The 22,512-nt window shown below is 58.7% G+C and carries 18 protein-coding genes; 11 read left to right on the top strand and 7 right to left on the bottom strand.

Translation table 11 applies throughout. The features are described from left to right. Positions 1–36: 36 nt before the first annotated feature. The gene (locus tag PVT68_RS13165) at positions 37–813 is read right to left on the bottom strand and encodes a 4'-phosphopantetheinyl transferase family protein (protein ID WP_280318764.1); all 777 of its coding nucleotides are present in this window, start codon (positions 811–813) and stop codon (positions 37–39) included. A 393-nt stretch (positions 814–1,206) separates the two neighbouring features. Between PVT68_RS13165 and PVT68_RS13160 the strand changes: the two genes are divergently transcribed. Continuing rightward, positions 1,207–1,788: an NUDIX hydrolase gene (locus PVT68_RS13160; protein ID WP_280318762.1), complete on the top strand. Its 582-nt coding sequence runs from the start codon at positions 1,207–1,209 to the stop codon at positions 1,786–1,788. Positions 1,789–1,933: 145 nt separating this feature from the next. Here the strand turns inward: PVT68_RS13160 and PVT68_RS13155 are convergent, their stop codons facing one another. The 3 genes from PVT68_RS13155 to hutI all read right to left on the bottom strand — a co-directional run bounded on the left by PVT68_RS13155 (position 1,934) and on the right by hutI (position 7,049). Continuing rightward, positions 1,934–4,372, bottom strand: a complete 2,439-nt coding sequence (locus PVT68_RS13155; RefSeq protein WP_280318761.1) for a TonB-dependent receptor — start codon at positions 4,370–4,372, stop codon at positions 1,934–1,936. A gap of 516 nt (positions 4,373–4,888) precedes the next feature. Continuing rightward, on the bottom strand, positions 4,889–5,836 hold the full coding sequence (hutG, locus tag PVT68_RS13150) for a formimidoylglutamase (RefSeq protein WP_280318759.1): 948 nt from the start codon (positions 5,834–5,836) through the stop codon (positions 4,889–4,891). Next, the gene (hutI, locus tag PVT68_RS13145; RefSeq protein ID WP_280318758.1) at positions 5,820–7,049 is read right to left on the bottom strand and encodes an imidazolonepropionase; all 1,230 of its coding nucleotides are present in this window, start codon (positions 7,047–7,049) and stop codon (positions 5,820–5,822) included. Before hutI ends, hutG begins: the two co-directional genes overlap by 17 nt. A 466-nt stretch (positions 7,050–7,515) precedes the next feature. Between hutI and hutC the strand changes: the two genes are divergently transcribed. The 4 genes from hutC (at position 7,516) to PVT68_RS13125 (ending at position 14,083) form a co-directional block, all read left to right on the top strand. Continuing rightward, positions 7,516–8,235, top strand: coding sequence for a histidine utilization repressor (hutC, locus tag PVT68_RS13140; RefSeq protein ID WP_280318756.1), 720 nt, complete (start codon positions 7,516–7,518; stop codon positions 8,233–8,235). 254 nt (positions 8,236–8,489) lie between these two features. Beyond that, a complete protein-coding gene (hutU, locus tag PVT68_RS13135; RefSeq protein WP_280318754.1) occupies positions 8,490–10,163 on the top strand; it encodes a urocanate hydratase in 1,674 nt (557 codons plus the stop codon). A 128-nt stretch (positions 10,164–10,291) separates the two neighbouring features. Continuing rightward, positions 10,292–11,842, top strand: a complete 1,551-nt coding sequence (gene hutH, locus PVT68_RS13130) for a histidine ammonia-lyase (protein ID WP_280318752.1) — start codon at positions 10,292–10,294, stop codon at positions 11,840–11,842. Between the two features lie 156 nt (positions 11,843–11,998). Then, a complete protein-coding gene (locus tag PVT68_RS13125; protein WP_280318751.1) occupies positions 11,999–14,083 on the top strand; it encodes a S9 family peptidase in 2,085 nt (694 codons plus the stop codon). A gap of 85 nt (positions 14,084–14,168) precedes the next feature. On the opposite strand, the gene PVT68_RS13120 is transcribed toward PVT68_RS13125, so the two are convergent. The 3 genes from PVT68_RS13120 to PVT68_RS13110 are packed head-to-tail and all read right to left on the bottom strand — an operon-like array spanning position 14,169 to position 14,706. Continuing rightward, positions 14,169–14,372: a superinfection immunity protein gene (locus tag PVT68_RS13120; RefSeq protein WP_407666098.1), complete on the bottom strand. Its 204-nt coding sequence runs from the start codon at positions 14,370–14,372 to the stop codon at positions 14,169–14,171. Between the two features lie 2 nt (positions 14,373–14,374). Continuing rightward, the gene (locus PVT68_RS13115) at positions 14,375–14,482 is read right to left on the bottom strand and encodes a hypothetical protein (RefSeq protein WP_280318747.1); all 108 of its coding nucleotides are present in this window, start codon (positions 14,480–14,482) and stop codon (positions 14,375–14,377) included. Between the two features lie 23 nt (positions 14,483–14,505). Next, positions 14,506–14,706 carry a sigma factor gene (locus PVT68_RS13110; RefSeq protein ID WP_280318745.1) on the bottom strand — a complete coding sequence of 67 codons (201 nt, stop codon included), beginning with the start codon at positions 14,704–14,706 and terminating at the stop codon, positions 14,506–14,508. Positions 14,707–14,954: 248 nt separating this feature from the next. On the opposite strand from PVT68_RS13110, the gene PVT68_RS13105 reads away from it, so the two are divergent. From PVT68_RS13105 to PVT68_RS13080, 6 genes are all read left to right on the top strand, one after another. Further along, complete coding sequence (locus PVT68_RS13105) at positions 14,955–15,347, top strand: MerR family transcriptional regulator (protein ID WP_280318742.1); 393 nt, start codon at positions 14,955–14,957, stop codon at positions 15,345–15,347. Positions 15,348–15,397: 50 nt separating this feature from the next. Further along, positions 15,398–16,567 carry an isovaleryl-CoA dehydrogenase gene (locus PVT68_RS13100; protein ID WP_280318740.1) on the top strand — a complete coding sequence of 390 codons (1,170 nt, stop codon included), beginning with the start codon at positions 15,398–15,400 and terminating at the stop codon, positions 16,565–16,567. Positions 16,568–16,746: 179 nt separating this feature from the next. After that, a complete protein-coding gene (locus PVT68_RS13095) occupies positions 16,747–18,354 on the top strand; it encodes a carboxyl transferase domain-containing protein (protein WP_280318738.1) in 1,608 nt (535 codons plus the stop codon). A 100-nt stretch (positions 18,355–18,454) separates the two neighbouring features. Further along, positions 18,455–19,252, top strand: coding sequence for an enoyl-CoA hydratase/isomerase family protein (locus PVT68_RS13090; RefSeq protein WP_280322523.1), 798 nt, complete (start codon positions 18,455–18,457; stop codon positions 19,250–19,252). 136 nt (positions 19,253–19,388) lie between these two features. Continuing rightward, complete coding sequence (locus PVT68_RS13085) at positions 19,389–21,392, top strand: acetyl/propionyl/methylcrotonyl-CoA carboxylase subunit alpha (RefSeq protein ID WP_280318737.1); 2,004 nt, start codon at positions 19,389–19,391, stop codon at positions 21,390–21,392. Between the two features lie 2 nt (positions 21,393–21,394). Further along, positions 21,395–22,315, top strand: a complete 921-nt coding sequence (locus PVT68_RS13080; RefSeq protein ID WP_280318736.1) for a hydroxymethylglutaryl-CoA lyase — start codon at positions 21,395–21,397, stop codon at positions 22,313–22,315. Positions 22,316–22,512: the final 197 nt, after the last annotated feature.

The raw sequence follows: 22,512 nt of genomic DNA, 5'->3' as shown, positions 1-22,512 counted from the left end.
GCGCTGTGGCAATCAGGCGAAAAATGGAAATCCGCACTACCCCCGGAAATACGCACCAGAAATACGCCCCGGAAACACACCGCAGGTGACCACCTGAATCCAGTGCTCTCCCAGCGTAAACTGACATTCGTATTCGCGTGGCAGATTGTGTTTGGCGGCGAAGCGCTCGGCCAGACGCAGCACCAGGGTGTGCTCGTTAAGGCGCAACTCGCAGGCTTCGGCCACTTCGAAACCGAAGTAATCTTTTACCGAGGGATACAGCGCCTTGAACAGGCTTTCCTTGGCGGAAAAGATCAGTGTCAGCGCGACCCGGTCACTCAGGCCATGGGCTTTCAGCAGTTCCCGTTCCTGCCGGTTGGCGACGATGGCGGCAATCTCACGGCACACCCGCGCCGACATCAGCACTTCCACATCGATGCCCAGATAGTCCTTGTCCGTGCCGTGGCTGACGGCGCACACCGCAACGGTGCCCACATGAGAAATGGAGCCCACCACGCCGTTTGGCCACAATGGGTTGCGCTTTTCGCCGATCCCGACCTGCAACCCCCGGTCCACTACCGGCGCGAGATGCTGTAGAGCCATGGCGGCCGCATAGCGCCCGGCAAGAAATTCCGCCTGGCGCTTGGGCACCGCGCGCGCAATGCTCTCCGGCATAACGATGCCCAGCTCCGAATAGAGGACCGGCTGATAGTTGGCCAGAGTGAACTCACAGGTGACCAGGCGCACCCCGGTTCGCTCATCGACAACAGAATGGACCTTGCCGATAAAGTGGCTGTCAACCCGGGGCATAATCTTCGCTGTTACTTCCTGCATCTGAATCTTTCCCGGTACTGCGGATGTGATGGATATCTCGAGGTGATGCACGGAGCGTGCCACAGGCCGCCCCAGGAGCCAACCCCATCAACCAACCCCATCAACCAACAAGAGGCGCCAAGTCCAGCAGCCAAGCCCCGCACAGAAATCCGGCCGCGCGCACCAAACGATGGCAAAAGGAACTTGTCCGGCGTGCCGCTGCCGAAATAGCCGGGAAAGCCGGGAAAGCCGATTCAACGGGGGAATGACAACACTCTCCGGCTTTCCGAGTGTAGCCCCCTACCATGACAATCGTGACAAGTAAGCGGACTCGGGTAAACTTGCACCATTATCGTCTGTAGTGACTCGGACCTTCCTATTTTGCGCAGAAGCCGTAACCGAACAAAACGATCATTGCTGGGAAAAGCGTTACTCTGGCTGCTGCTCGCCGGTGCAGTTGCCGCCGCCGCACTGGTGCTTTTTCCGGGGCTCAAATACGAGATCTACCGCCAGCTGCCACCCAAAATCCGCTGGAATATTTCCTATGCCCTGACCGACAAGTTTGTGGTGGGAATGGTGTATTTTGTGGAACGCAACAACCAGCTGTTGCTGGTGCGCCACAGCTACCAGGACAAGTGGGCACTGCCCGGGGGCTGGGTGGATCGGGACGAGTCCTTCGAGGAGTCCGCGCGGCGGGAGCTGGACGAGGAGCTGAACATCCGCATCGATGATTTCGAGGTACTCGAAGTCGACAAGGTGCCGCGCTCGGGCATTATCAACATCGCCATCCGCGGGCGCCTCAAAGACCAGCAGATCGCGATTCGCGATGGCGAGATTTTCGGCTACCGCTTTTTCGATCTACACCGGCTGCCGGACGATGTGATCTACACGCACAAACCCTACCTCAAGCGCTACCTGGAAGCGCGCAGGCCTCCACGGCAACAGCCGGCGGAGCCAGAGCCCTCGCGCAGCGAGCCTGCGGTACCGGAGCGCTGAGCGCACGCGGCAGCATTTTCGCGACGCTCAAAACTTCACATCACAAAACCTCACCCCACAAAAAAACGCCGCCCGCAAAGCGGACGGCGTTTCGATACTTCCCGATCGCGAGTGCTACACCCGCGATCTTTCGGGCCAGATGCCCTTAGAAGTTGTAGCGAACTTCGGCACCGAAGGTGCGCGGTTCGGATACGGCGGTGTAGGGAGTGCCGAAGTAGGCCATGGAGCGACCACTGGGAACGCCGGTGCGCTCGTTGTCCAGCAGATTGCGGCCCCACAGTGCCAGCTCGTACTGACCACCACCGTTCATCCACACCAGGCGTCCATTCAGACGTTTGTCGTCTTCACCTACACCTTTAATGTCCGCGAAGCTCGCCAGGAAGCCCGGCTGATCTTCATCGCTGTTTTCAGCGAAGACGTAATCCAGATGCAGGTTCAGATCACCCATGGAAACCGCTGGCGCCCAGTCGAAAGTGACGGTGTAGGCGGTATCGGTGGACGCTTTATCGCCGTCCAATTGCTCCACGCCCTGCTGATCGAAGTAGGGCTCCCACTGGGATTCCACATCGCGGAAAGTGGTCACAAGACCGAAGCGCGTGGACTCGGTAGCCAGCCAGTCGACGGTCACTTCGACACCGCTGATCTGCTGGTCGCCATTGATGATGGTCGGCAGCGCGTTGGCGGAACCCGGACGCATACTTTCGATGCTGCGCTGGCGGTTGTCGACGGTCATGTCGAAATAGCTCAGCTGAACCCGCAGGTTTTCCAGCAGATCGCCCTTGATACCCAGCTCGATGTTGTCCACTTCTTCCGGCTCGAATGCCTCGTCTGCGGTGGCCACATTCAGAGAGTCGAAACCACCGGACTTGTAACCAGTGGAGTAGGACAGGTACGCCATGGCGTCGTCCGTCAGGTCGTACTGGCCGACAAGGCGACCGGTGGTGGCGCTCCACTTGTCGGAAGCCTTGCGTACGCCTTCACCCACGTTGTAGGCGGCACCCGCAGGGAAGATCACTTCTGCCACGCCCGGGCGCAGTGCGCTGAAGCTGGTGCCGGGGGTCAACCAGGTGAAAGATTTTTCATCGCTGCTGTAACGCAGGCCCGCAAGCACGCTCAGGCGGTCAGTTACCGCGTAATCGAAATCGGCGTAAACACCGTAGTTGGTAAAGTCACCGGTGTTCTCAACGGATTCCGTCCACCACTCACCCGCAAACTCAGGGCCGAACAGCATGCCGCCAATACCGAGCTGCTGGCTCATCATGTCGTAATAAATGCCATCTTGAGGAAGGGCTGTGCCCGCAATCATGGTGGTAAACAGACCCCAGTCTTGCGCATCCCACAGGTGATCGATGCTGTCCCACATCGCCAGACCCTGTGCGCCCGCGGCGCCTTCGATCATCCCACGCAGGGTCGGATCGTTGACGATATTCGCGGTTACCAGACGTGTCACGGAATCGGCAGAGGCCGTCACATCCGTGCGCTGGTAAATGTCTTCGCGGGAGTAGTTGGCACCCATCACCGCGCTCAGGCGGTCACCGCTGAAGTTGAACTGCAGCTCGTGGTAGCTGATGTTCGAGTCGAAGGTGTTGTTGGTGTCGAGGTAGCGGGTAATATCGGCCGTGCCGTCTTCTTCCTCGCGGTTGTAAGTTTCCCACTCACGGTAGTTGGATACCCACTTCAAGCTCCAGGCGTCGCTCAAGGCGTGGGTCAACTTGAAGTTCACGGAAGACATGGAGCGCGTTTCGCCACCATCCACTACGTCGTTTTCCACTTTGTGGTCAAACGGGTCGGTGCTGTAGGCGTACTCGCTGACACCGATGGCCTGGCGCGGCGCGTTATCCACTTCGTCCCAGTCATAAGACAACTGGGCGGCGGTCTTATCGGTGATCTGCCACAGCGCGGCGAGACGACCGGTAACGATATCTTCCGCACCGGCGTCAGCGCCACCCGGGGTTACGTTTTCCACAAAGCCATCGCGCTGATAGCTCATCAGGTTGGCACGGACAAAGAAATTGTCTGCCAGCGGCGCGTTGACCATGCCTTCCAGCTGGGTCAGGCCGTAGTTACCCAAACGGGTCGACACGAAAGAGTCGAACTCCGGCTGCGGCGGGTTGGGTACCAGGTTTACGGTACCAGCGGCGGCGTTGCGGCCGAACAGGGTGCCTTGCGGACCTTTCAAAACTTCCACCCGCTGCATGTCCGCAAACGACATGGAGGTGGCTGCGGCGGGTACATAGGCGTCGTCGTAGAACACCGCCACGGAGGGGTCACCACCGGCGCTGATATTGGAGCTGCTGACGCCGCGAATGCTCAGTGGAGACTGGGTGACACCCGAGCCCGCCTCAAAACCGGGAATATAGTCCGCCATGTCGCTGAGTTTCAGCGCATTGGTGTTTTCAATATCGGCGGTGGAAAAAGTGTCGACGGTGACCGGCACTTCCAGCGCATTCTGTTCGCGCTTCTGAGCGGTAACGATAATTTCATCCAGAATTGCGGCATTGGCAAATGCCGGTGCAATAGTACCCGCGGCAAAGGCAACGGCCAGTGCGATGGGGCGCTGTCCATTCGGTTGGTGCTTAGTCATAAGTTTTTTCCAAAACGATTGATTCTGTGGAGAAACTCAAAGCCTCAGGGCACGCAATTACTGCAAACAGTCCCCCCTGCTTCGCAACGGCTTTCCCCAGGGTTTTTCTCCAATTTTTCGCACGGCGAAACTAGCACAACGATTGTTGCGCCACTATGAAATAGCAAAACCTGTTCCAAAATTATTTAAAAATGTCGACTCTGTTCCCAAAGCTCAAAAATTAGCCCAAATGAAGTTGTGATATAGATCACAAATTCATTCATATGAACCTCTAACACCAGAGTACGCCGGAAAAATTGCGTAAGAAAAAATCAAGAAAAAGAAACAGCGGATGGGCTGAGGGAATAGCAAGGGGAAAACGACGTCAGCGAGATGCGTGGCCAGGAATAAATAACGGCAAAACAGCCAGAATTAAAGCGTCATTACTCCCTCAACCTGGCTGCTGGAGTAATGACGGGGCCTCCCGCCCGTTAATGGTGCGCGGGCGGCAGGGCAGCGTATTTCTGGCTGGCGACCTCAGACCCCGTTGGCGATCTGGAACACTACGCGGGCGGCGGTGCGCGCCGCGTGATCTTCGATATCAAAGTAGGGATTGAATTCGGCGATATCTGCCAGGCAGACTTTTTTCGATTCCAATACGGTATCCAGTAGCGGTTCGAACAATTCAAAGGCAACGCCGCGCCCGGCAGGTGCACTCACTGCGGGCATGACCGCGGCGGGGAACACGTCCAGGTCAACGGTGAGGTAAATGAAGTCCACCCGATCGATAAAGTCAGCGATCTGCTTCTGCACCAGTTCGATCCGCCAGGGTACGATTTCCCGGTCGGAAATCACCTGTGCCCCCAACTCTTCGGCGCGCTGGTACAGTGCCGGCGTGTTGGCGGTCGCCGCGGCGCCCACACACAGGTAGTGAAACGGGCGGCCGTTGAGGTCGCACTGCTCGGCGATCTGGTAAAACGGCGTCCCCGAAGAACCCTGGGGGGCCGGCAGACGGATGTCCAGATGGGCGTCGAAATTGATAATGCCGAGGGATTTGTCCCGGTGCTGTTCGCGCATCCAGCGCGCGATGCCCTGATAACTGCCAAACGCAATTTCGTGGCCACCGCCCAGCACCATGGGGAAATGCCCGGCACTCAGAAGTTCGGTTACTCGCGCACCAAGCATGGCCTGGGCGGATTCCAGATCTTCCTTTTCCACTTTCACATTGCCAGCATCATACAGCGGTGCACTGAAGGTTTTTGGCAGGTTCGCCAGTGCCAGGCGCAAAATCCGCGGCCCTTTGGCAGCGCCAATGCGCCCCTTGTTGCGGCGCACGCCCTCGTCGGAGGCAAAACCGAGAATGGAAAACCCGGGCGGGCTATCCAGATGCTGGGGCACGATATCCTGGTGCCAGCGGCGACCGGCCTTGCCATCTTCATTGTCGACGCGACCGCTCCACAAGCGCATATCAGCCAGCTGTAACATGGCGTCCCCCAAAAAATATTTCCGCAGGTTGCAGTGCACCCAATTCATACGCGAGCTGGTCCGGGCTCTCCATCGGCCACAGCACCATATCCGCGCGCAGGCCGGCGCGCAGCACACCGCGCGAGCAGCAGACACCAAGCGCGCGAGCGGCGGCGCGGGTAACGCCGGCAAGGGCTTCCGCCGGCGTCAGGCCAAACAGATTGCAGCTCATGTTCATCATCAAGCGCAGGGAGCCGAGGGGGCAGGTACCGGGATTCAGGTCGGTGGAAATCGCCATGGGCACGCCGGCGGCACGCAGCTTGTCGATCGGCGGTACACGGGTTTCCTTCAGGGTGTAAAACGCGCCGGGCAGCAACACGGCGGCGGTGCCGCTCTCCGCCATGGCGGCGACGTCTTCATCAGTAATGTATTCAATATGGTCAACGGACAGAGCGCTGGCCTTCGCTGCCATGCGGGTAGCGCCGGTGCTGGCGAGCTGTTCGGCGTGGACTTTTACCGGCAGGTCGAGTTTGTGTGCAGCGTCGATGACGCGCTGGCACTGCTCGACGGAAAACGCGATGTTTTCGCAAAACATGTCCACGGCATCGGCAAGCTGCTCCTTGGCAACCGCTGGCAGGATTTCTTCGCACACCAGATCGATATATTCATCGGCGCGGCCATCGTATTCCGGCGGCAGGGCGTGGGCGGCAAGGCAGGTGGTAAGGATGTCTGCCGGGTAGTGCTGGGCGAGACGGCGGGCAACCCGCAGCTGCTTGAGCTCGGTCTCGAGATCCAGGCCATAACCGGATTTCACTTCGATGGTGGTTACCCCCTCCGCAAGCAGGGCCTTGAGGCGCGGCTCGGCACTGCGGTACAGGTCAGCGGCGCTGGCGGCACGGGTGGCGCGCACTGTGGAGAGAATACCACCGCCGGCACGGGCGAGGTCTTCATAACTTTCACCGCCGAGGCGACGGGCGAATTCGCCGGCGCGATGACCGCCGTACACCAGGTGGGTATGGCAGTCGATCAGGCCCGGTGTCAGCCACTGGCCTTCGCCGTCGATGATCTGGTCGGCAGTGGTTTCGGGCAAATCCCGGCGTGGGCCGATCCAGACAATTTTATTGCCGGTCACCGCCACCGCGGCATCTTCAATTGCGCCATAGGCACCCGGCAAAGACGGATCCATGGTCGCCGCGTGGACATTGGTAATCAGCAGATCACAACGTTCAGTCATAGTTACTCACTGAATTGGCGTTAATTGTAACGATAGCCCTACTGGGGGATTTTGGCGTGGATTCTCACTAGGCGCGCTGATTTGTAGTCCTGTGGCGGCCAGGTACTGGGTGGACGTTTTCGGGACCGCTGTAGACCCATCCCTGGGCGCTGCGGCACAAACATCCTGTTTGTGACGCTCCCGAAAACGTCCACCCAGTACCCGGCCTTCAATTCGTACTTCAGTTCTTCGCTTCTCGTCGTCCCGAACTTGATCCGGGATCCAGCGCCGTAGGTTGGGCAAAGTAAAGCGTGCCCAACACCCGTAGGAGCCTGCCTGCAGGCGAACGCTTACCCGCTATTGACAGCGGCTGGGCCTGAATCCATAGTTGCCCCACCAACAAGCTTGTATATACAAGAATGTACAACTAGGCAGCCACTTTACCCGAGCAGGCAAAGACCACACAAGTAAGAGCAGTCAGAATTCCATGACAGCACCGGAAACCAGCAGTCAGCCGCGCTACGCCACCATCAAGGCCCATATCCGCACCCAGATCGAAAGCGGCGAATGGCCCGCGCACTTTCGCGTGCCCTCGGAAAACCAGCTCGCCCAGGACTTCGGCGTCAGCCGCATGACCGCCCGCCGCGCGCTCTCGGAACTCACCGACGAGGGCGTACTGCTGCGCTCCCAGGGCCTAGGCACTTTTGTTGCCGAACCGGTACCCGCCGGTTCCCTGTTGGAAGTGCGCAATATCGCCGACGAAATCGCCGCCCGCGGCCACAGCTACGCCGCGCGCATCCTCAAACTGGAACAGACCGTCGCCAATACCGAAGTTTCTGTCGCCCTGGGCCTCGCCGAAGGCGCCGCGGTCTACCACTCCATCATCGTGCACCTGGACAACAACCTGCCGATCCAGTTCGAGGAGCGCTATACCAGTCCGACACTGGTGCCGGAATACCTGCAGCAGGACTTCAGCGCAGCCACCCCCAACGAATACCTCACCCGCGTGGCGCCACTCACCGAAGTGGACACCACAGTAGAGGCCATTGGTGCGGATGAAGCCGTAAGTAAGGCACTGGAAATCAAACCTGGTACCGCCTGCTTACAGATATGGCGACGCACCAAAAGCAGCGCGGGCACCGTGAGCTTCGCGCGACTGGTGCATCCGGGTAACCGGTACCGATTGGGTGCGCAGCTGAGGTTTTAAAAACGACCTCGAAAGCTACGAAGTACAGAAACACGAATTGAAGGTGAGGTGCCGGGTAAGGGTTTTCAGGATCGTCGTCGCCATGGATGGCGGCGCCGAAGCGTACATGGATGTACTCGCAGCGGTCCTGAAAACCCTTACCCGGCATCGCGCCGCCACCGGACCAAAATCCGGTGCACTGAATCAAAACTCCGGGCCAAAAACCCACAGAACGTAATTTCAAACCAAGAATTTGGAAAAAAGACGAGGCATCCATGACCGATAAACGCCACGACCCCAGCCGCAAAATCATTGCCCCTACCGGCACCCAGCTAAACGCAAAAAGCTGGCTCACCGAAGCGCCCTTGCGCATGCTGATGAACAACCTGCATCCCGACGTCGCCGAGCGTCCGGAAGACCTCGTTGTTTACGGTGGTATCGGCCGCGCCGCGCGCGACTGGGAGTGCTACGACAAAATCGTCGAAGTGCTCAAGCGCCTCGAAGATGACGAAACCCTCCTGGTGCAATCCGGCAAACCCGTCGGCGTATTCAAAACCCACGCCGACGCTCCGCGCGTGCTTATCGCCAACTCCAACCTCGTCCCCCACTGGGCCAACTGGGAACACTTCAACGAGCTGGATAAAAAAGGCCTCGCCATGTACGGCCAGATGACCGCCGGCTCCTGGATCTACATCGGCTCCCAGGGCATCGTCCAGGGCACCTACGAAACCTTTGCTGCGGTTGCGCGCAAACACTTTGACGGCGTTGCCAAAGGAAAATGGGTACTGACCGGCGGCCTCGGCGGTATGGGCGGCGCTCAGCCTCTGGCCGCCACCATGGCCGGCTTCAGCATGATCGCCGTCGAATGTGATGAAACCCGCATCGACTTCCGCCTGCGCACCGGCTACGTGGACAAGAAAGCCACCAGCCTCGACGAAGCCCTGGCAATGATCAACGAAGCGATGGAAAACGGTGAAGCCATTTCCGTCGGTCTGCTCGGCAACGCCGCCGACGTCTTCCCGGAAATTGTCGAGCGCGGCATCCTGCCGGACTGCGTCACCGACCAGACCTCCGCCCACGACCCGCTGAACGGCTACCTGCCAAAAGGCTGGACCATGGAATACGCCGCCGAAATGCGCAAACAGGACGAAGCGCTTGTCGTGCGGGAAGCCAAAAAATCCATGGGCGTGCAGGTGCAGGCCATGCTCACCCTGCAAGAGCGCGGCGCCGCCACCCTCGACTACGGCAACAACATCCGCCAGATGGCGTTCGAAGTGGGCGTCGAGAATGCATTCGACTTCCCCGGCTTTGTACCCGCCTACATCCGCCCGCTGTTCTGTGAAGGCATCGGCCCCTTCCGCTGGGCCGCGCTATCCGGCAACCCGGAAGATATCTACAAGACCGACGCCAAGGTCAAAGAACTGATTCCGGACAACCCGCAGCTGCACAACTGGCTGGACATGGCGCGCGAGCGCATCCAGTTCCAGGGCCTGCCCGCACGTATCTGCTGGGTCGGCCTGAAAGACCGCGCGCGTCTCGCGCTGGCGTTCAACGAGATGGTCGCCAACGGCGAACTGGAAGCCCCGGTCGTGATCGGCCGCGACCACCTCGACTCCGGCTCCGTTGCCAGCCCCAACCGCGAAACCGAATCCATGATGGACGGCAGTGACGCCGTCTCCGACTGGCCGCTGCTGAACGCGCTGCTGAATACCGCCTCCGGCGCGACCTGGGTGTCCCTGCACCACGGCGGCGGCGTGGGCATGGGCTTCTCCCAGCACTCTGGTGTGGTGATTGTGTGTGACGGTACCGAAGCGGCGAAAAAGCGCATCGAGCGCGTACTGTGGAACGACCCGGCCACCGGTGTTATGCGCCATGCTGATGCGGCTTATGACATCGCCAAGAAATGTGCAAAAGAGCAAGGCCTCGATCTGCCGATGCTCAAGGATTAATTCCAGAGCCTGAACATATCCACGCCGTAGAAGCCTGCCGTGCAGGCGAACAGAAGAGCACTCCGACCTGATTCGCCTGCAAGGCAGGCTCCTACAGGCAAGAACCCAAATTTTTGGTGAAAGACATCATGTACCAACTGGAAATCACCCCCGGCCAACTGAGCCTGGAACAACTGCGCCGCGTCGCCCGCGAGCCGGTAAAACTGAGCCTGAACAAAGGCGCCCACGCGGCCATCAATGCGTCCGCGAAAACCGTCGCCGATGTACTGGAACAGGGTCGCACCGTATACGGCATCAACACCGGATTCGGCCTGCTGGCGAACACCAGCATCAAGAAAGAAGACCTGGAAACCCTGCAGCGCGCCATCGTACTTTCCCATGCGGCCGGTACCGGCAACTTCATGAGCGAAGACACCGTGCGCCTGCTGATGGTGCTGAAGATCAACTCCCTCGCACGCGGCTTTTCCGGTATCCGCCTGCAAGTGATCGAAGCGCTGATCAAGCTGGTCAATGCCGGTGTGTACCCGGCGATTCCGGAAAAAGGTTCCGTAGGTGCCTCCGGTGACCTGGCCCCGCTGGCGCATATGAGCGTGGTGCTGCTGGGCGAAGGCGAGTGCTTTATCAACGGTGAGCGCAAATCCGCCGCCGAAGGCCTGCGCTTTGCGGAAATGCGCCCGGTAGTACTCGCACCGAAAGAGGGTCTGGCGCTGCTGAATGGCACCCAGGCGTCCACCGCGTTTGCCCTGCAGGGGCTGTTCTCCGCAGAAGACCTGTTTGCCGGCGCCGTGGTAACCGGCTCCCTGACCCTGGAAGCCGCCAAAGGCTCGCGCCGCCCCTTCGACGATCGCATTCACCTGGTGCGCGGCCAGAAAGCGCAGCGCGATGTGGCCGCGAGCTACCGCGACCTGCTGGGAGACCGCAGTGAAATCGGCGAATCCCATGAGAACTGCGAAAAAGTACAGGACCCCTACAGCCTGCGCTGTCAGCCCCAGGTCATGGGCGCCTGCCTGCAGCAGATTCGTTTTGCGTCTGAAGTGTTGCTGGCGGAAGCCAACGGTGTTTCCGACAACCCGCTGGTATTTACCGACGTAGAAAATCCGGAAAACTCCGACATCATTTCCGGCGGTAATTTCCACGCCGAACCGGTGGCGATGGTTGCCGACAACCTGGCGCTGGCAATTGCGGAAATCGGCTCCCTGTCCGAACGCCGCATGGCACTGCTGATCGACTCCAACCTGTCCGGCCTGCCACCCTTCCTGGTGGACAACGGCGGGGTGAACTCCGGGTTTATGATCGCGCAGGTCACTTCCGCGGCACTGGCCAGCGAGAACAAGACCTTCGCCCACCCGGCGAGCGTCGACTCCCTGCCCACTTCCGCCAATCAGGAAGACCACGTGTCCATGGCCACCTTCGCCGGCCGTCGCCTGCGCGATATGGCGGACAACACCTGCGGCATCCTTGCGGTGGAACTGCTGGCCGCGTGTCAGGGTCTGGACTTCCGCGCGCCGCTGAAGACCACCGAGAAACTGGAAAACGCCAAGGCCGCCCTGCGCGCACGCGTACCGTTCTACGACAAGGATCGCTACTTCGCCCCGGATATCGAGGAAGCCAAGCAGCTGCTGGCCAGTGCCTACTACCGTGAGTACCTGGCGACAGAAATGTTACCCAGCAACCGCTAACGGACAATTTGATAAGCTCTCTCGCACGGCAGCGTCCGCTGCCGTGCGCCCTCCCTTCTCTCTGCGTATTTCCCTCATCCACGTTGTTATGCAATGCTGCCTGCGATGTTGCATTGATGTACCCCAATGAACCCCTCATACCGAAGGAATCTGGCCATGGACAGAAACTGGAGAGTTATTGGTGTATTCGCAATCGCAGGACTGATCGCGGCATGCGCCCCAAAACAAGAAGATGCTTCCACAGCAACCGATACCGTCTCTGAAACGATTCAAGCGACGCCCTTGATTGACCGGGAGCTGCTATTCGGAAACCCCACCCGCTGGCAGGGGCGCCTGAGCCCGGACGGCGAAATGATGAGTTTTCTCGCGCCCGTCGACGGCGTATTGAATGTATGGGTGGCACCTGCGGGCAACTTCGATGCCGCCAAGGTCGTCACCGCAGATACCGGCCGCGGTATACGACAACATTTCTGGTCGCTGGACAGCGAAAGCCTGCTGTTCATCCGCGACAACAACGGGGATGAAAACTGGCACCTGTTCAGTGTTGATCTGCAGACCGACGAAATTACCGACCTGACCCCATACGAAGACATCTCCGCCACGATGATCGCGCAAAGCGAGGACCATCCCGGGCAGGTTGTTGTCGGTATCAATGACCGGGATCCCCGCTGGCACGACCCCTACCTGATTGATCTGCAGACAGCGGAACGTAAATTACTGGTCGAAAATACCGGGTTTGCCGAACTGGTCGTCGATCACGATCTGCAGGTGAGACTCGGCTTGACTCCATCCGCCGACGGCGGATTTACGGTGTCACAAAAAATCGAAGACGACTGGGTAGCGCTCTTCGACATTCCCCGGGAGGATGCACTGACCACCCAAATTCTCGGCTTCGACAAAGACAACAGCGGCATTTATCTGCAGGACAGTCGTGGCCGGGACAAGGCCGCACTGACACATCTGGCGCTGGCCTCCGGAAAAATCACGGTGCTGGCCGAATCCGACAAGGCGGATATTTCCAGCGTCGTAATGAATCCCACCGACCACTCGCCGATGGCCTACGCAGTCAATTTTCACAAACACGAATGGGTGGGACTGAATGAAAACGTCAAGGTCGATGTAGCCGCACTGAACAAACAGGCCAATGGCGATATCACCATACTCGCCACCACACTGGACGGCATGCAATGGCTCACCGCCTCCGCCCGCGATACCGAATCCGATGTCTACGAAGTTTTCGACCGCAACACCCAAACGCTGACCACCCTGTTCGAGGGCAAACCGGAACTCAATGAGTTTGCGCTTCCCCACAGCTACCCGCTGACCATCCAATCCAGGGATGGTCTGGATCTGGTGTCTTACCTGACATTGCCTGTTGAAGCGGACAAGGGCGGCCACGTTGATGCGCCGATACCCATGGTGTTACTGGTGCACGGAGGCCCCTGGAGCCGCGACAACTTTGCGGATGACGCCGCCGCCACCTGGCTCGCCAACCGCGGCTATGCCGTACTGCAAGTCAACTACCGCGCATCCACCGGTTTCGGCAAGAATTTTGTCAATGCGGGCAATGGTGAGTGGGCCGCAGCCATGCACAACGACCTGCTGGATGCCGTGGACTGGGCCATCGACAAAAAAATCACCCGCAAAGACCAGGTGGCCATCATGGGCGGCAGCTACGGCGGTTACGCAACACTTGTCGGACTGACCTTTACGCCGGAAACCTTCGCCTGTGGCGTGGACATTGTGGGTCCGTCCAACCTGAATACCCTGCTTGATTCCGTACCGCCCTACTGGGAAGGCTTCAAAAAAGTACTGCACAGCGCGGTCGGCAATCCGGAAACCGAAGCGGGCAGAAAACTTCTGGAGGAGCGCTCGCCGCTCAACTTTGTTGACAATATCAGCAAGCCCCTGCTGATCGGGCAGGGCGCCAATGATCCACGGGTAAAACAGGCGGAGTCGGACCAGATCGTCAGTGCCATGCAGGCCAAGCAATTGCCGGTAACGTACATCCTGTATCCCGACGAAGGCCACGGTTTCCAGAAGCCGGAAAATCGCCTGTCGTTCTTTGCCGCCACCGAGTCTTTCCTCGCGGATTGCCTCGGTGGGCGCTACCAGCCGATCGGGAATGATCTATCCAATTCCAGTATTGAGGTGGTACAGGGCATCGAATTTGTGCCTGGCCTGAAAGAAGCGGTGATGAAGCACTCGCTTCTGGCAACCAACGCGGTAGAAGAAGATTAATTCGCAGTCAGATTCAATCGAGTTCAATGCCCGCACCGATCTGTTCGTTGCGGGCATTGTCTTCTCCGGCTTGTGAAAGCCACACTTATCTTTCGGAGATCAGCGCTTTTTGCGCAGATCCGGAACCGTATTTTTGCGCCAGCTTTCCGCTCATTTTTCCCGTAGCGGCCCACACCAGTAGCGCGACCCAGGCAATCCACGAGAGCCCCGCTGGCACATTGGCGAGAAAAATCTTCCCAAGATGATTACGATTGAAAAAAACCGCAATCACGCTGGGCAAAAACCACACGATTAAAAAGAACGCGACATCCCCTGCCAGACCGCATTACTCAGTTTCGTATTCAAGCACTCGCGGGCGCGGTTCAGGCGGACCGCGACATTGGATTCACTGACACCCAATACTTCGGAAATTTCACTGTAACTCAGGGCCCTCGAAACGCAATGTAAGTGCCAGACACATCCCCAGGGGCAGCAGTAACACTGCGGTTATGCGCGATGCGATAGACGAAGGTGCGCAGGCTCGATTCACTACGAAACCCGGGCAGTGCCTGCCAGATGGCCAGGCGGGCAATGCCGCCGCGGTCGTCCATGAGTTGCTGGAATATCTGTTCGCGCGTGTCCAAGTTTTGATTCTTTTGTCCATATATTGGGGACAGCCAAATACGGTCAGTCACTTTTACTGTACCCAGAGGGTTCCGAACCTTACATAAATTTTCCGCAGCAGCCTCCAGCCGTCGCCAGGCACCGCAACCATCGAGACCAAGAACCCGACTCCCTTCAAGAATTGGCCCAGATTTATGTTTACGTTAACGTAAACGTCAACTAGACTTCGGACAGATCTGAGGAATGGCCCAATGAGCAATATCGCCACATGAGCACTACTAGCGCCGACAGCTACAGCATTTCCGAGCTGGCCCAGGAATTCGGGATTACCACCCGCACCATCCGCTTCTACGAGGACAAGGGGTTACTGAGCCCCGAGCGCCGGGGGCAGACACGGATCTACAAGCCGGAAGACCGGGTGCGTCTGAAGCTGATCCTGCGCGGCAAGCGCCTCGGGTTCTCCCTCGACGAGAGCCGCGAAATCATCGACCTGTACGACCCGGCCCACGGCAACGTGGACCAGCTCAATCGCCTTATCGACCGTATTGATGCCAAGCGCCAGCAACTGCGGCGACAACAGCGCGATATCGAGAAGATGCTCGCACAGCTGGATGAGGCAACCGCGCGCGCGGAGACGGCGCTGAAAGATCAGACAAACTGAACCTTAACAAACCGGATAACACCTCTGACTGAGTCATCGCGGAGCAACCCATGAACACACCTTACCCAACCCTCAACTTCGGCCTCGGTGAAGACATCGATATGCTGCGGGATATGGTCTACAAGTTCTGTCAGGCAGAACTCGCCCCGCGCGCGGCGCAGATCGATGAGGACAATCTGTTTCCCGCCGATATGTGGAAAAAATTCGGTGACCTTGGCTTGCTGGGAATGACCGTAGAGGAGGAATACGGCGGTACCAATATGGGTTACCTGGCCCATGCGGTGGCGATGGAAGAGATTTCCCGAGCGTCTGCATCTGTCGGCCTGTCCTACGGCGCTCACTCCAATCTGTGCGTTAACCAGATTCGCAAAAACGGTACGCCGGAACAGAAGGCGAAGTATCTGCCGAAGCTGTGTTCCGGTGAGCATATCGGTGCGCTGGCGATGAGTGAGCCGAATTCCGGTTCCGATGTGGTGAGCCTGCAGCTGAAGGCGGAGAAGAAGGGCGACCGCTTTATCCTGAACGGCAACAAGATGTGGATCACCAATGGTCCGGATGCGGACACGTATGTGATTTATGCGCGTACGGAGCCGGGTATCAGTTCCGGTGGTATTACGGCGTTTATTGTGGAGCGTGGTTTCAAGGGATTCTCCCAGGCGCAGAAGCTGGACAAGCTGGGGATGCGCGGTTCCAACACTTGTGAGCTGGTGTTCCAGGACTGTGAGGTGCCGGAAGAAAATATTCTCGGCAAGCTGAACGGCGGTGTGCGCGTGCTGATGAGTGGCCTGGATTACGAGCGCACGATTTTGTCCGGTGGCCCGGTGGGTATCATGCAGGCGTGCCTGGATATCGTGGTGCCTTACCTGCACGAGCGCAAGCAGTTCGGCAAGGCGATCGGTGAGTTCCAGCTGATGCAGGGCAAGGTGGCGGATATGTATACGGACCTGAATGCGAGCCGTGCGTATCTGTATGCGGTGGCGCGCGCCTGTGATCGCGGTGAGGATTCGCGCAAGGATTCTGCGGCGGTGATTCTGTTTACGGCGGAGCGCGCGACGCAGATGGCGCTGCAGGCGATTCAGACCCTGGGCGGCAACGGTTACATCAACGAGTACGCTACCGGTCGTCTGCTGCGCGATGCCAAGCTGTATGAGATTGGTGCGGGTACTTCCGAGATCCGTCGCATGCTGATTGGGCGTGAGTTGTTTAACGAAACTCGCTAAGGACTTTGTAGATGGTTTTGTGGCGGCGCTGCTACCGGTATTGGTTTGCAGGACACGCCGTGAACCCATCCATGGGGGCTCTTCCGCGACATCCCTGTCGCAGAAGGTCCTGCAAACCAATACCGGTATCAGCACCTTCGCATTGTGGCGCTGATCTCTAATCAACTTCGTAAGTCTTTATGAATCAGATTCAGAGCAAGATAAATTCCCGTGATCCAGCATTTGCGGAAAACCGCGAGCAGATGCAGAGCATCGTCGATGACCTGCGCAACAAGCTGGAAACCATTGCCAAAGGTGGCAGTGAGCGCGCGCGGGAAAAACATGTGTCCCGCGGCAAACTGCTGCCGCGAGATCGTATCGATACCCTGCTGGACCCGGGCAGCTCGTTTCTGGAATTTTCCCAGTTGGCCGCCTATGACGTTTACGGTGAAGACGTGCCGGCGGCCGGCATCCTTACCGGTATCGGTACCGTTGCCGGTCAGCCCTGTGTGATTGTGGCCAACGATGCAACGGTGAAGGGCGGTACTTATTACCCGCTGACAGTGAAAAAACACCTGCGCGCGCAAGCGATTGCGGAACAGAACAATCTGCCGTGTATTTATCTGGTGGATTCCGGCGGTGCCAACCTGCCGCGTCAGGACGATGTGTTCCCGGACCGCGAGCACTTCGGGCGTATTTTCTTCAACCAGGCCAATCTGTCGGCGAAGAACATTCCACAGATTGCGGTGGTGATGGGCAGCTGTACCGCCGGTGGTGCTTATGTACCGGCGATGGCGGATGAGTCGATCATGGTGAAGGAGCAAGCCACGATTTTCCTTGCGGGTCCACCGCTGGTGAAGGCGGCTACCGGGGAAGAGGTTTCTGCGGAGGAACTCGGTGGTGCAGAGGTGCACTGCAAAACCTCCGGTGTTTCCGACCACTTTGCCAATAACGATACCCACGCGCTGCAGATCGCGCGCAATTCCGTGGCGCGCCTGAATCGGGTGAAAAATCCGGGCCTCGATATCGCCAAGCCGATCGAGCCGATTTATCCACCAGAAGAGATCTACGGCATTGTGCCGAAAGATTCCCGTCAGCCGTTCGATGTACGCGAGGTCATTGCGCGGGTCGTGGACGGTTCCGAGTTTGATGAGTTCAAGGCGCTGTACGGGACTACTCTGGTCACAGGCTTTGCGCGTATTCATGGTTATCCGGTAGGGATCGTTGCAAATAACGGCATTCTGTTTGCAGAGAGTGCACAAAAAGGCGCGCACTTTATCGAACTGTGTGCACAGCGCAATATTCCGCTGGTATTCCTGCAGAACATCACCGGTTTTATGGTGGGCAAGCAGTACGAGGCCGGCGGCATTGCCAAGCACGGCGCGAAAATGGTGACAGCGGTAGCCACCGCAAAAGTGCCGAAAATCACCATCCTGATCGGCGGCTCTTTCGGTGCCGGCAACTACGGTATGTGCGGCCGCGCCTACGACCCCAACTTCCTGTTTATGTGGCCCAACGCACGCATCTCGGTGATGGGCGGTGAGCAGGCGGCGGGGGTACTGGCGCAGGTGAAAAAAGACCAGATGGCGGCACAGGGTGAGGACTGGAGCGCGGAAGAAATCGCGAAGTTCAAACAGCCGATCATCGATGACTACGAACACCAGGGCCACCCCTATTACGCGTCCGCACGCCTGTGGGATGACGGCGTGATTGATCCGAAAGATACCCGTACGGTGTTGGGACTGTGTCTTGCGGCGGCAACACACAAAGAGCCAGAGGAAACGAAGTTCGGGGTTTTCCGAATGTAATTCGGTGCCCGGAGATAGTATCGTGCGGGTCCGGCAGCAGAACCTTCCCAACTCCGTAGCAATTGTCGAATTGAAAGGATCTATTTTGAGTGATAAAGCCATGAGCGAAAAAATGTTGTGCGAAATCGATAGCGAAGGTGTTGCCACGGTTACCCTCAACCGCCCGGAAATTCACAACGCCTTCGACGACGACCTGATTCGCCAGCTCGGTGAGACTTTCGACAACCTCGCTCGCAGCGGCGGCATCCGTGCGCTGGTACTCGCCTCGAACGGCAAGAACTTTTCCGCCGGTGCCGACCTTAATTGGATGAAGCGCATGGCAGATTACGGCGAAGAAGAAAACCGCCGCGACGCAGCTGCCCTCGCTGCGATGCTGCACAAACTCGACCAGTTCCCTGCACCTACCATTGCACGGGTACAAGGAGCCGCGTTTGGCGGAGCCGTGGGCCTCGTCAGCTGCTGCGACATCGCCGTTGCTGCAGAGCGTGCCAGCTTCTGCCTGAGCGAAGTGAAAATCGGTCTGCTACCCGCCACCATCAGTCCCTACGTCATCAATGCCATCGGCGCCCGTCAGGCGCGGCGCTATTTTGTCACTGCCGAGCGTTTCTCTGCAGAGCGCGCGCTGGCAATCGGACTGGTTTCCGAAGTGGTGCACGAAAGCGATCTGGATCTGACCGTACAAAAGCTGGTGAACAGCATCGTCGACAACGGCCCCAATGCGGTGACCCTGGCGAAACAGTTGGCGATGTCCATGTCGAACCGGGTGATCAATGAGGAACTGCAGGGGCAGACCAGTGCGTTGATTGCGGCAGTTCGAGTTTCCCCCGAGGGACAGGAAGGGTTGAGCGCGTTCCTGGAAAAGCGCGCTCCTAGTTGGATGAATACCAGCGAAGAGTAAGCGAACACCGCCAATGCTTACGAAGCACCAAAATTCGAATTGAAAACCCATCCCCGGTGACCGACCGCCACGGCGCGGTAGCTGAGCACCACTCACCGCGGCCACGGACCAAAAACAGAGCACCACAGAGCAAGACATGATTCGCAAACTGCTGATCGCCAACCGCGGCGAAATTGCCTGTCGTATTATCCGCACCGCGCGTCGCCTCGGCGTCGCCACCGTTGCGGTCTACTCCGATGCAGACGCCAACGCCCTGCACGTGCAGCAGGCCGATGAAGCCGTGCACCTCGGCCCCGCACCGGCGAGAGAATCCTACCTCGACATCGACAAAGTCATCGCCGCTGCCAAACAGACCGGCGCCGACGCAATCCATCCCGGATACGGCTTTTTATCCGAAAATGCCAACTTCTGTCGCGCCTGTGATAAAGCCGGCATCATCTTTGTCGGTCCGCCTGCCGGCGCCATCGACGCCATGGGCTCCAAGTCCGCCGCCAAGCGCATCATGGAAGAAGCCAAAGTACCGCTGGTACCGGGCTACCACGGACAGAACCAGGATCCCGGTATCCTTGAAGGCCACGCGAATCGTATCGGTTACCCGGTGTTGCTCAAGGCCGCCGCCGGTGGTGGTGGCAAAGGCATGCGACGGGTAGACAAACCCGCCGATTTTCACAACGCACTGGAAGCCGCCAAACGGGAAGCGCAAAACGCCTTCAGTGACGACCAGATGCTGATCGAGCGCTACGTCATCAATCCGCGGCATGTGGAAATCCAGGTATTCTGTGACAAACAGGGCAAAGGGGTATACCTGTTTGAGCGCGACTGTTCGGTACAGCGCCGCCATCAGAAAATCGTCGAAGAAGCGCCCGCCCCTGGCCTGCCCGCGGAAACCCGTAAAAATATGGGGGAAGCTGCCCTGCGCGCCGCGCACGCTATCGGTTACGTGGGGGCAGGCACCGTCGAATTTCTGCTGGATGCCAGCGGCGCTTTCTACTTTATGGAAATGAACACCCGCCTGCAGGTGGAACATCCGGTGACCGAAATGATTACCGGACAGGATCTGGTGGCCTGGCAGCTGTCTATCGCCGCCGGTGATCCTCTGCCATTGCAGCAGGACGACCTGCACATGATCGGCCACGCATTTGAAGTGCGTATCTATGCGGAAGATCCCGACAACGATTTCCTGCCATCCACCGGCAAACTCTTGCGCCACCGGCCGCCGGTGGAAGACAAGTCCGTGCGCGTCGATACCGGTGTTCAGACCGGAGATGAAATCAGCGTGCACTACGACCCGATGATTTCCAAACTGATCGTACACGGCCGCAATCGCCGCGAGGCCCTGAGCAAACTCGACCGCGCACTACAGCAATATCAGATCGCCGGCCTGCGCCACAATATCGAATTCCTGCGCCGGGTGATCAATCACAGTGCCTTTGCCAACGGCCGCGTCAGCACCCACTTTATCGAAGACCACGAGCAGGAAATTTTGCAGCAGGAGCGTCAGCTGCGTTCACAGCAGTGTGCCGCGATTGCCGCCTTCCTGCACCACAGCGAAACCCGCGCACAGCACCGCACTGCGCCCAAAACAGACCCGTTTTCCCCCTGGCACAGCGGCAACAACTGGCGCAATGGTCTCACCGTCTGGCGCAGCCAGCGAGTGGAAGTCCACGGCCGGGAGATCGAGATCCGCTTCTCCGGCAGTGTCGAAAACCTACGGTGGCAGTGCAGTGCTGCGCTGGATGCCCAGGCGGGCACACTGTCGATACCCCACGGTCAGAATGTGGCCATTGTCGATGGCCGCCGACTGAGTTACAGCAGTGTTGCCAGTGGCAACCAGGGCACCGTGTTTATCAACGGCGAGCAATTGGACTTCCGCATATTGCCTGCTGATATCGGTGAAGCCAGTGAAGCCGGCCACGGCCTCGACGCACCGATGAATGGCACCATCGTCGCACTGCTGGTAGAGCCAGGCGCGACCGTGGAAAAAGATCAGCCACTGCTGGTGATGGAGGCGATGAAAATGGAACACACGCTGCGCGCACCGGCCAACGGCACTGTCAGCCAATTTTTCTGTGCCGCAGGTGAACTGGTGGATGGCGGCACGCTGTTGATCGACTTTGCCGCAAAAGCCGCGGAGGCCTGAACATGAATCTGCCACATCGGGTGAAAATGGTCGAAGTGGGCCCTCGTGACGGTCTGCAAAATGAGCAGCATCCCATCTCGGTTCAAACCCGGGTGCAACTGATCGATCTATTGAGTGACAGCGGTTTGCCCGTTATCGAAGCGGGCAGTTTTGTGAGTCCGAAATGGGTGCCGCAAATGGCGTCCAGTGAAGAAGTGCTGGCTGGTGTCCAGCGCAGATCCGGCGTGATCTACAGTGCGCTCACCCCCAACATGGTGGGCTACGAGCGCGCGCGGGAAGCCGGTGCCGATGAGGTGGCGGTGTTCGGCGCGGCCTCGGAAAGTTTTACCCGCAAGAACATCAACTGTTCCATCGAAGAAAGTCTGGCGCGCTTCCGTCCCCTCGTACAGCAGGCCAAAGCCGACGGCATTCCGGTGCGCGGTTACGTGTCCTGTGTACTCGGCTGCCCGTACGAGGGCGAGATCAGGGCCGAAAAGGTGGCGGAAGTCAGCAGGGCCCTGCTGGACATGGGCTGTTATGAAATCAGCCTCGGCGACACCATCGGCGTCGGCACGCCGGAAAAGGCCCGGTATATGATCGAGACCGTCGCGCAGCAGGTACCGCTGGAAAAGCTTGCGGTGCACTTCCACGATACCTATGGCCAGGCACTGGCAAACATCTATGCGGCCCTGCAGGTAGGTATTGCGGTGGTGGATTCGGCGGTCGCCGGCCTCGGCGGCTGTCCTTATGCCAGAGGGTCCTCGGGCAATGTGGCCAGCGAGGATGTACTGTATATGCTCGATGGACTCGGTATTCACACTGGGGTGGATCTGGGCAAGCTGGCACTGGCAGGCAACTTTATCTCGCAGGCGCTGGGTCGGGAGAGTGGCTCCCGGGTGGCACGGGCGATTTCCGGGGAGTGTGGCAAGGTGGTCGGGGACTGATTTCCGTGGGCAGATTGCCGTTGGGCATGGTGCGCCTTGCTCAACCTACAGTCATGGGCAGCCAGTGGGTTTTTCTTCCCTCCAGTTTTGTCCAATCGCTGTCGGCCTATAAATTCTTAACGTTCTCTTCACTATCCCGAGGTCACGGGAGTCATTGCAATCTGATACCATCTGGCGTTCAAAATTTCAGCGCCTGA

This window comes from Microbulbifer bruguierae, assembly GCF_029869925.1.
GTDB classification, from domain to species: Bacteria; Pseudomonadota; Gammaproteobacteria; order Pseudomonadales; family Cellvibrionaceae; genus Microbulbifer; species Microbulbifer bruguierae.
Note: the sequence above shows the minus strand (reverse complement) of the source record. Positions and strands in the feature narration are given on the sequence as shown.

What these genes read in the sequence shown, in the direction of transcription:
- PVT68_RS13165 (WP_280318764.1), bottom strand. Translation starts at nt 813, where the DNA reads ATGCAGGAAGTAACAGCGAAGATTATGCCCCGGGTTGACAGCCACTTT.
- PVT68_RS13155 (WP_280318761.1), bottom strand. Translation starts at nt 4,372, where the DNA reads ATGACTAAGCACCAACCGAATGGACAGCGCCCCATCGCACTGGCCGTT.
- hutG (WP_280318759.1), bottom strand. Translation starts at nt 5,836, where the DNA reads ATGTTACAGCTGGCTGATATGCGCTTGTGGAGCGGTCGCGTCGACAAT.
- hutI (WP_280318758.1), bottom strand. Translation starts at nt 7,049, where the DNA reads ATGACTGAACGTTGTGATCTGCTGATTACCAATGTCCACGCGGCGACC.
- hutC (WP_280318756.1), top strand. Translation starts at nt 7,516, where the DNA reads ATGACAGCACCGGAAACCAGCAGTCAGCCGCGCTACGCCACCATCAAG.
- hutU (WP_280318754.1), top strand. Translation starts at nt 8,490, where the DNA reads ATGACCGATAAACGCCACGACCCCAGCCGCAAAATCATTGCCCCTACC.
- hutH (WP_280318752.1), top strand. Translation starts at nt 10,292, where the DNA reads ATGTACCAACTGGAAATCACCCCCGGCCAACTGAGCCTGGAACAACTG.
- PVT68_RS13125 (WP_280318751.1), top strand. Translation starts at nt 11,999, where the DNA reads ATGGACAGAAACTGGAGAGTTATTGGTGTATTCGCAATCGCAGGACTG.
- PVT68_RS13105 (WP_280318742.1), top strand. Translation starts at nt 14,955, where the DNA reads ATGAGCACTACTAGCGCCGACAGCTACAGCATTTCCGAGCTGGCCCAG.
- PVT68_RS13100 (WP_280318740.1), top strand. Translation starts at nt 15,398, where the DNA reads ATGAACACACCTTACCCAACCCTCAACTTCGGCCTCGGTGAAGACATC.
- PVT68_RS13095 (WP_280318738.1), top strand. Translation starts at nt 16,747, where the DNA reads ATGAATCAGATTCAGAGCAAGATAAATTCCCGTGATCCAGCATTTGCG.
- PVT68_RS13090 (WP_280322523.1), top strand. Translation starts at nt 18,455, where the DNA reads ATGAGCGAAAAAATGTTGTGCGAAATCGATAGCGAAGGTGTTGCCACG.
- PVT68_RS13085 (WP_280318737.1), top strand. Translation starts at nt 19,389, where the DNA reads ATGATTCGCAAACTGCTGATCGCCAACCGCGGCGAAATTGCCTGTCGT.
- PVT68_RS13080 (WP_280318736.1), top strand. Translation starts at nt 21,395, where the DNA reads ATGAATCTGCCACATCGGGTGAAAATGGTCGAAGTGGGCCCTCGTGAC.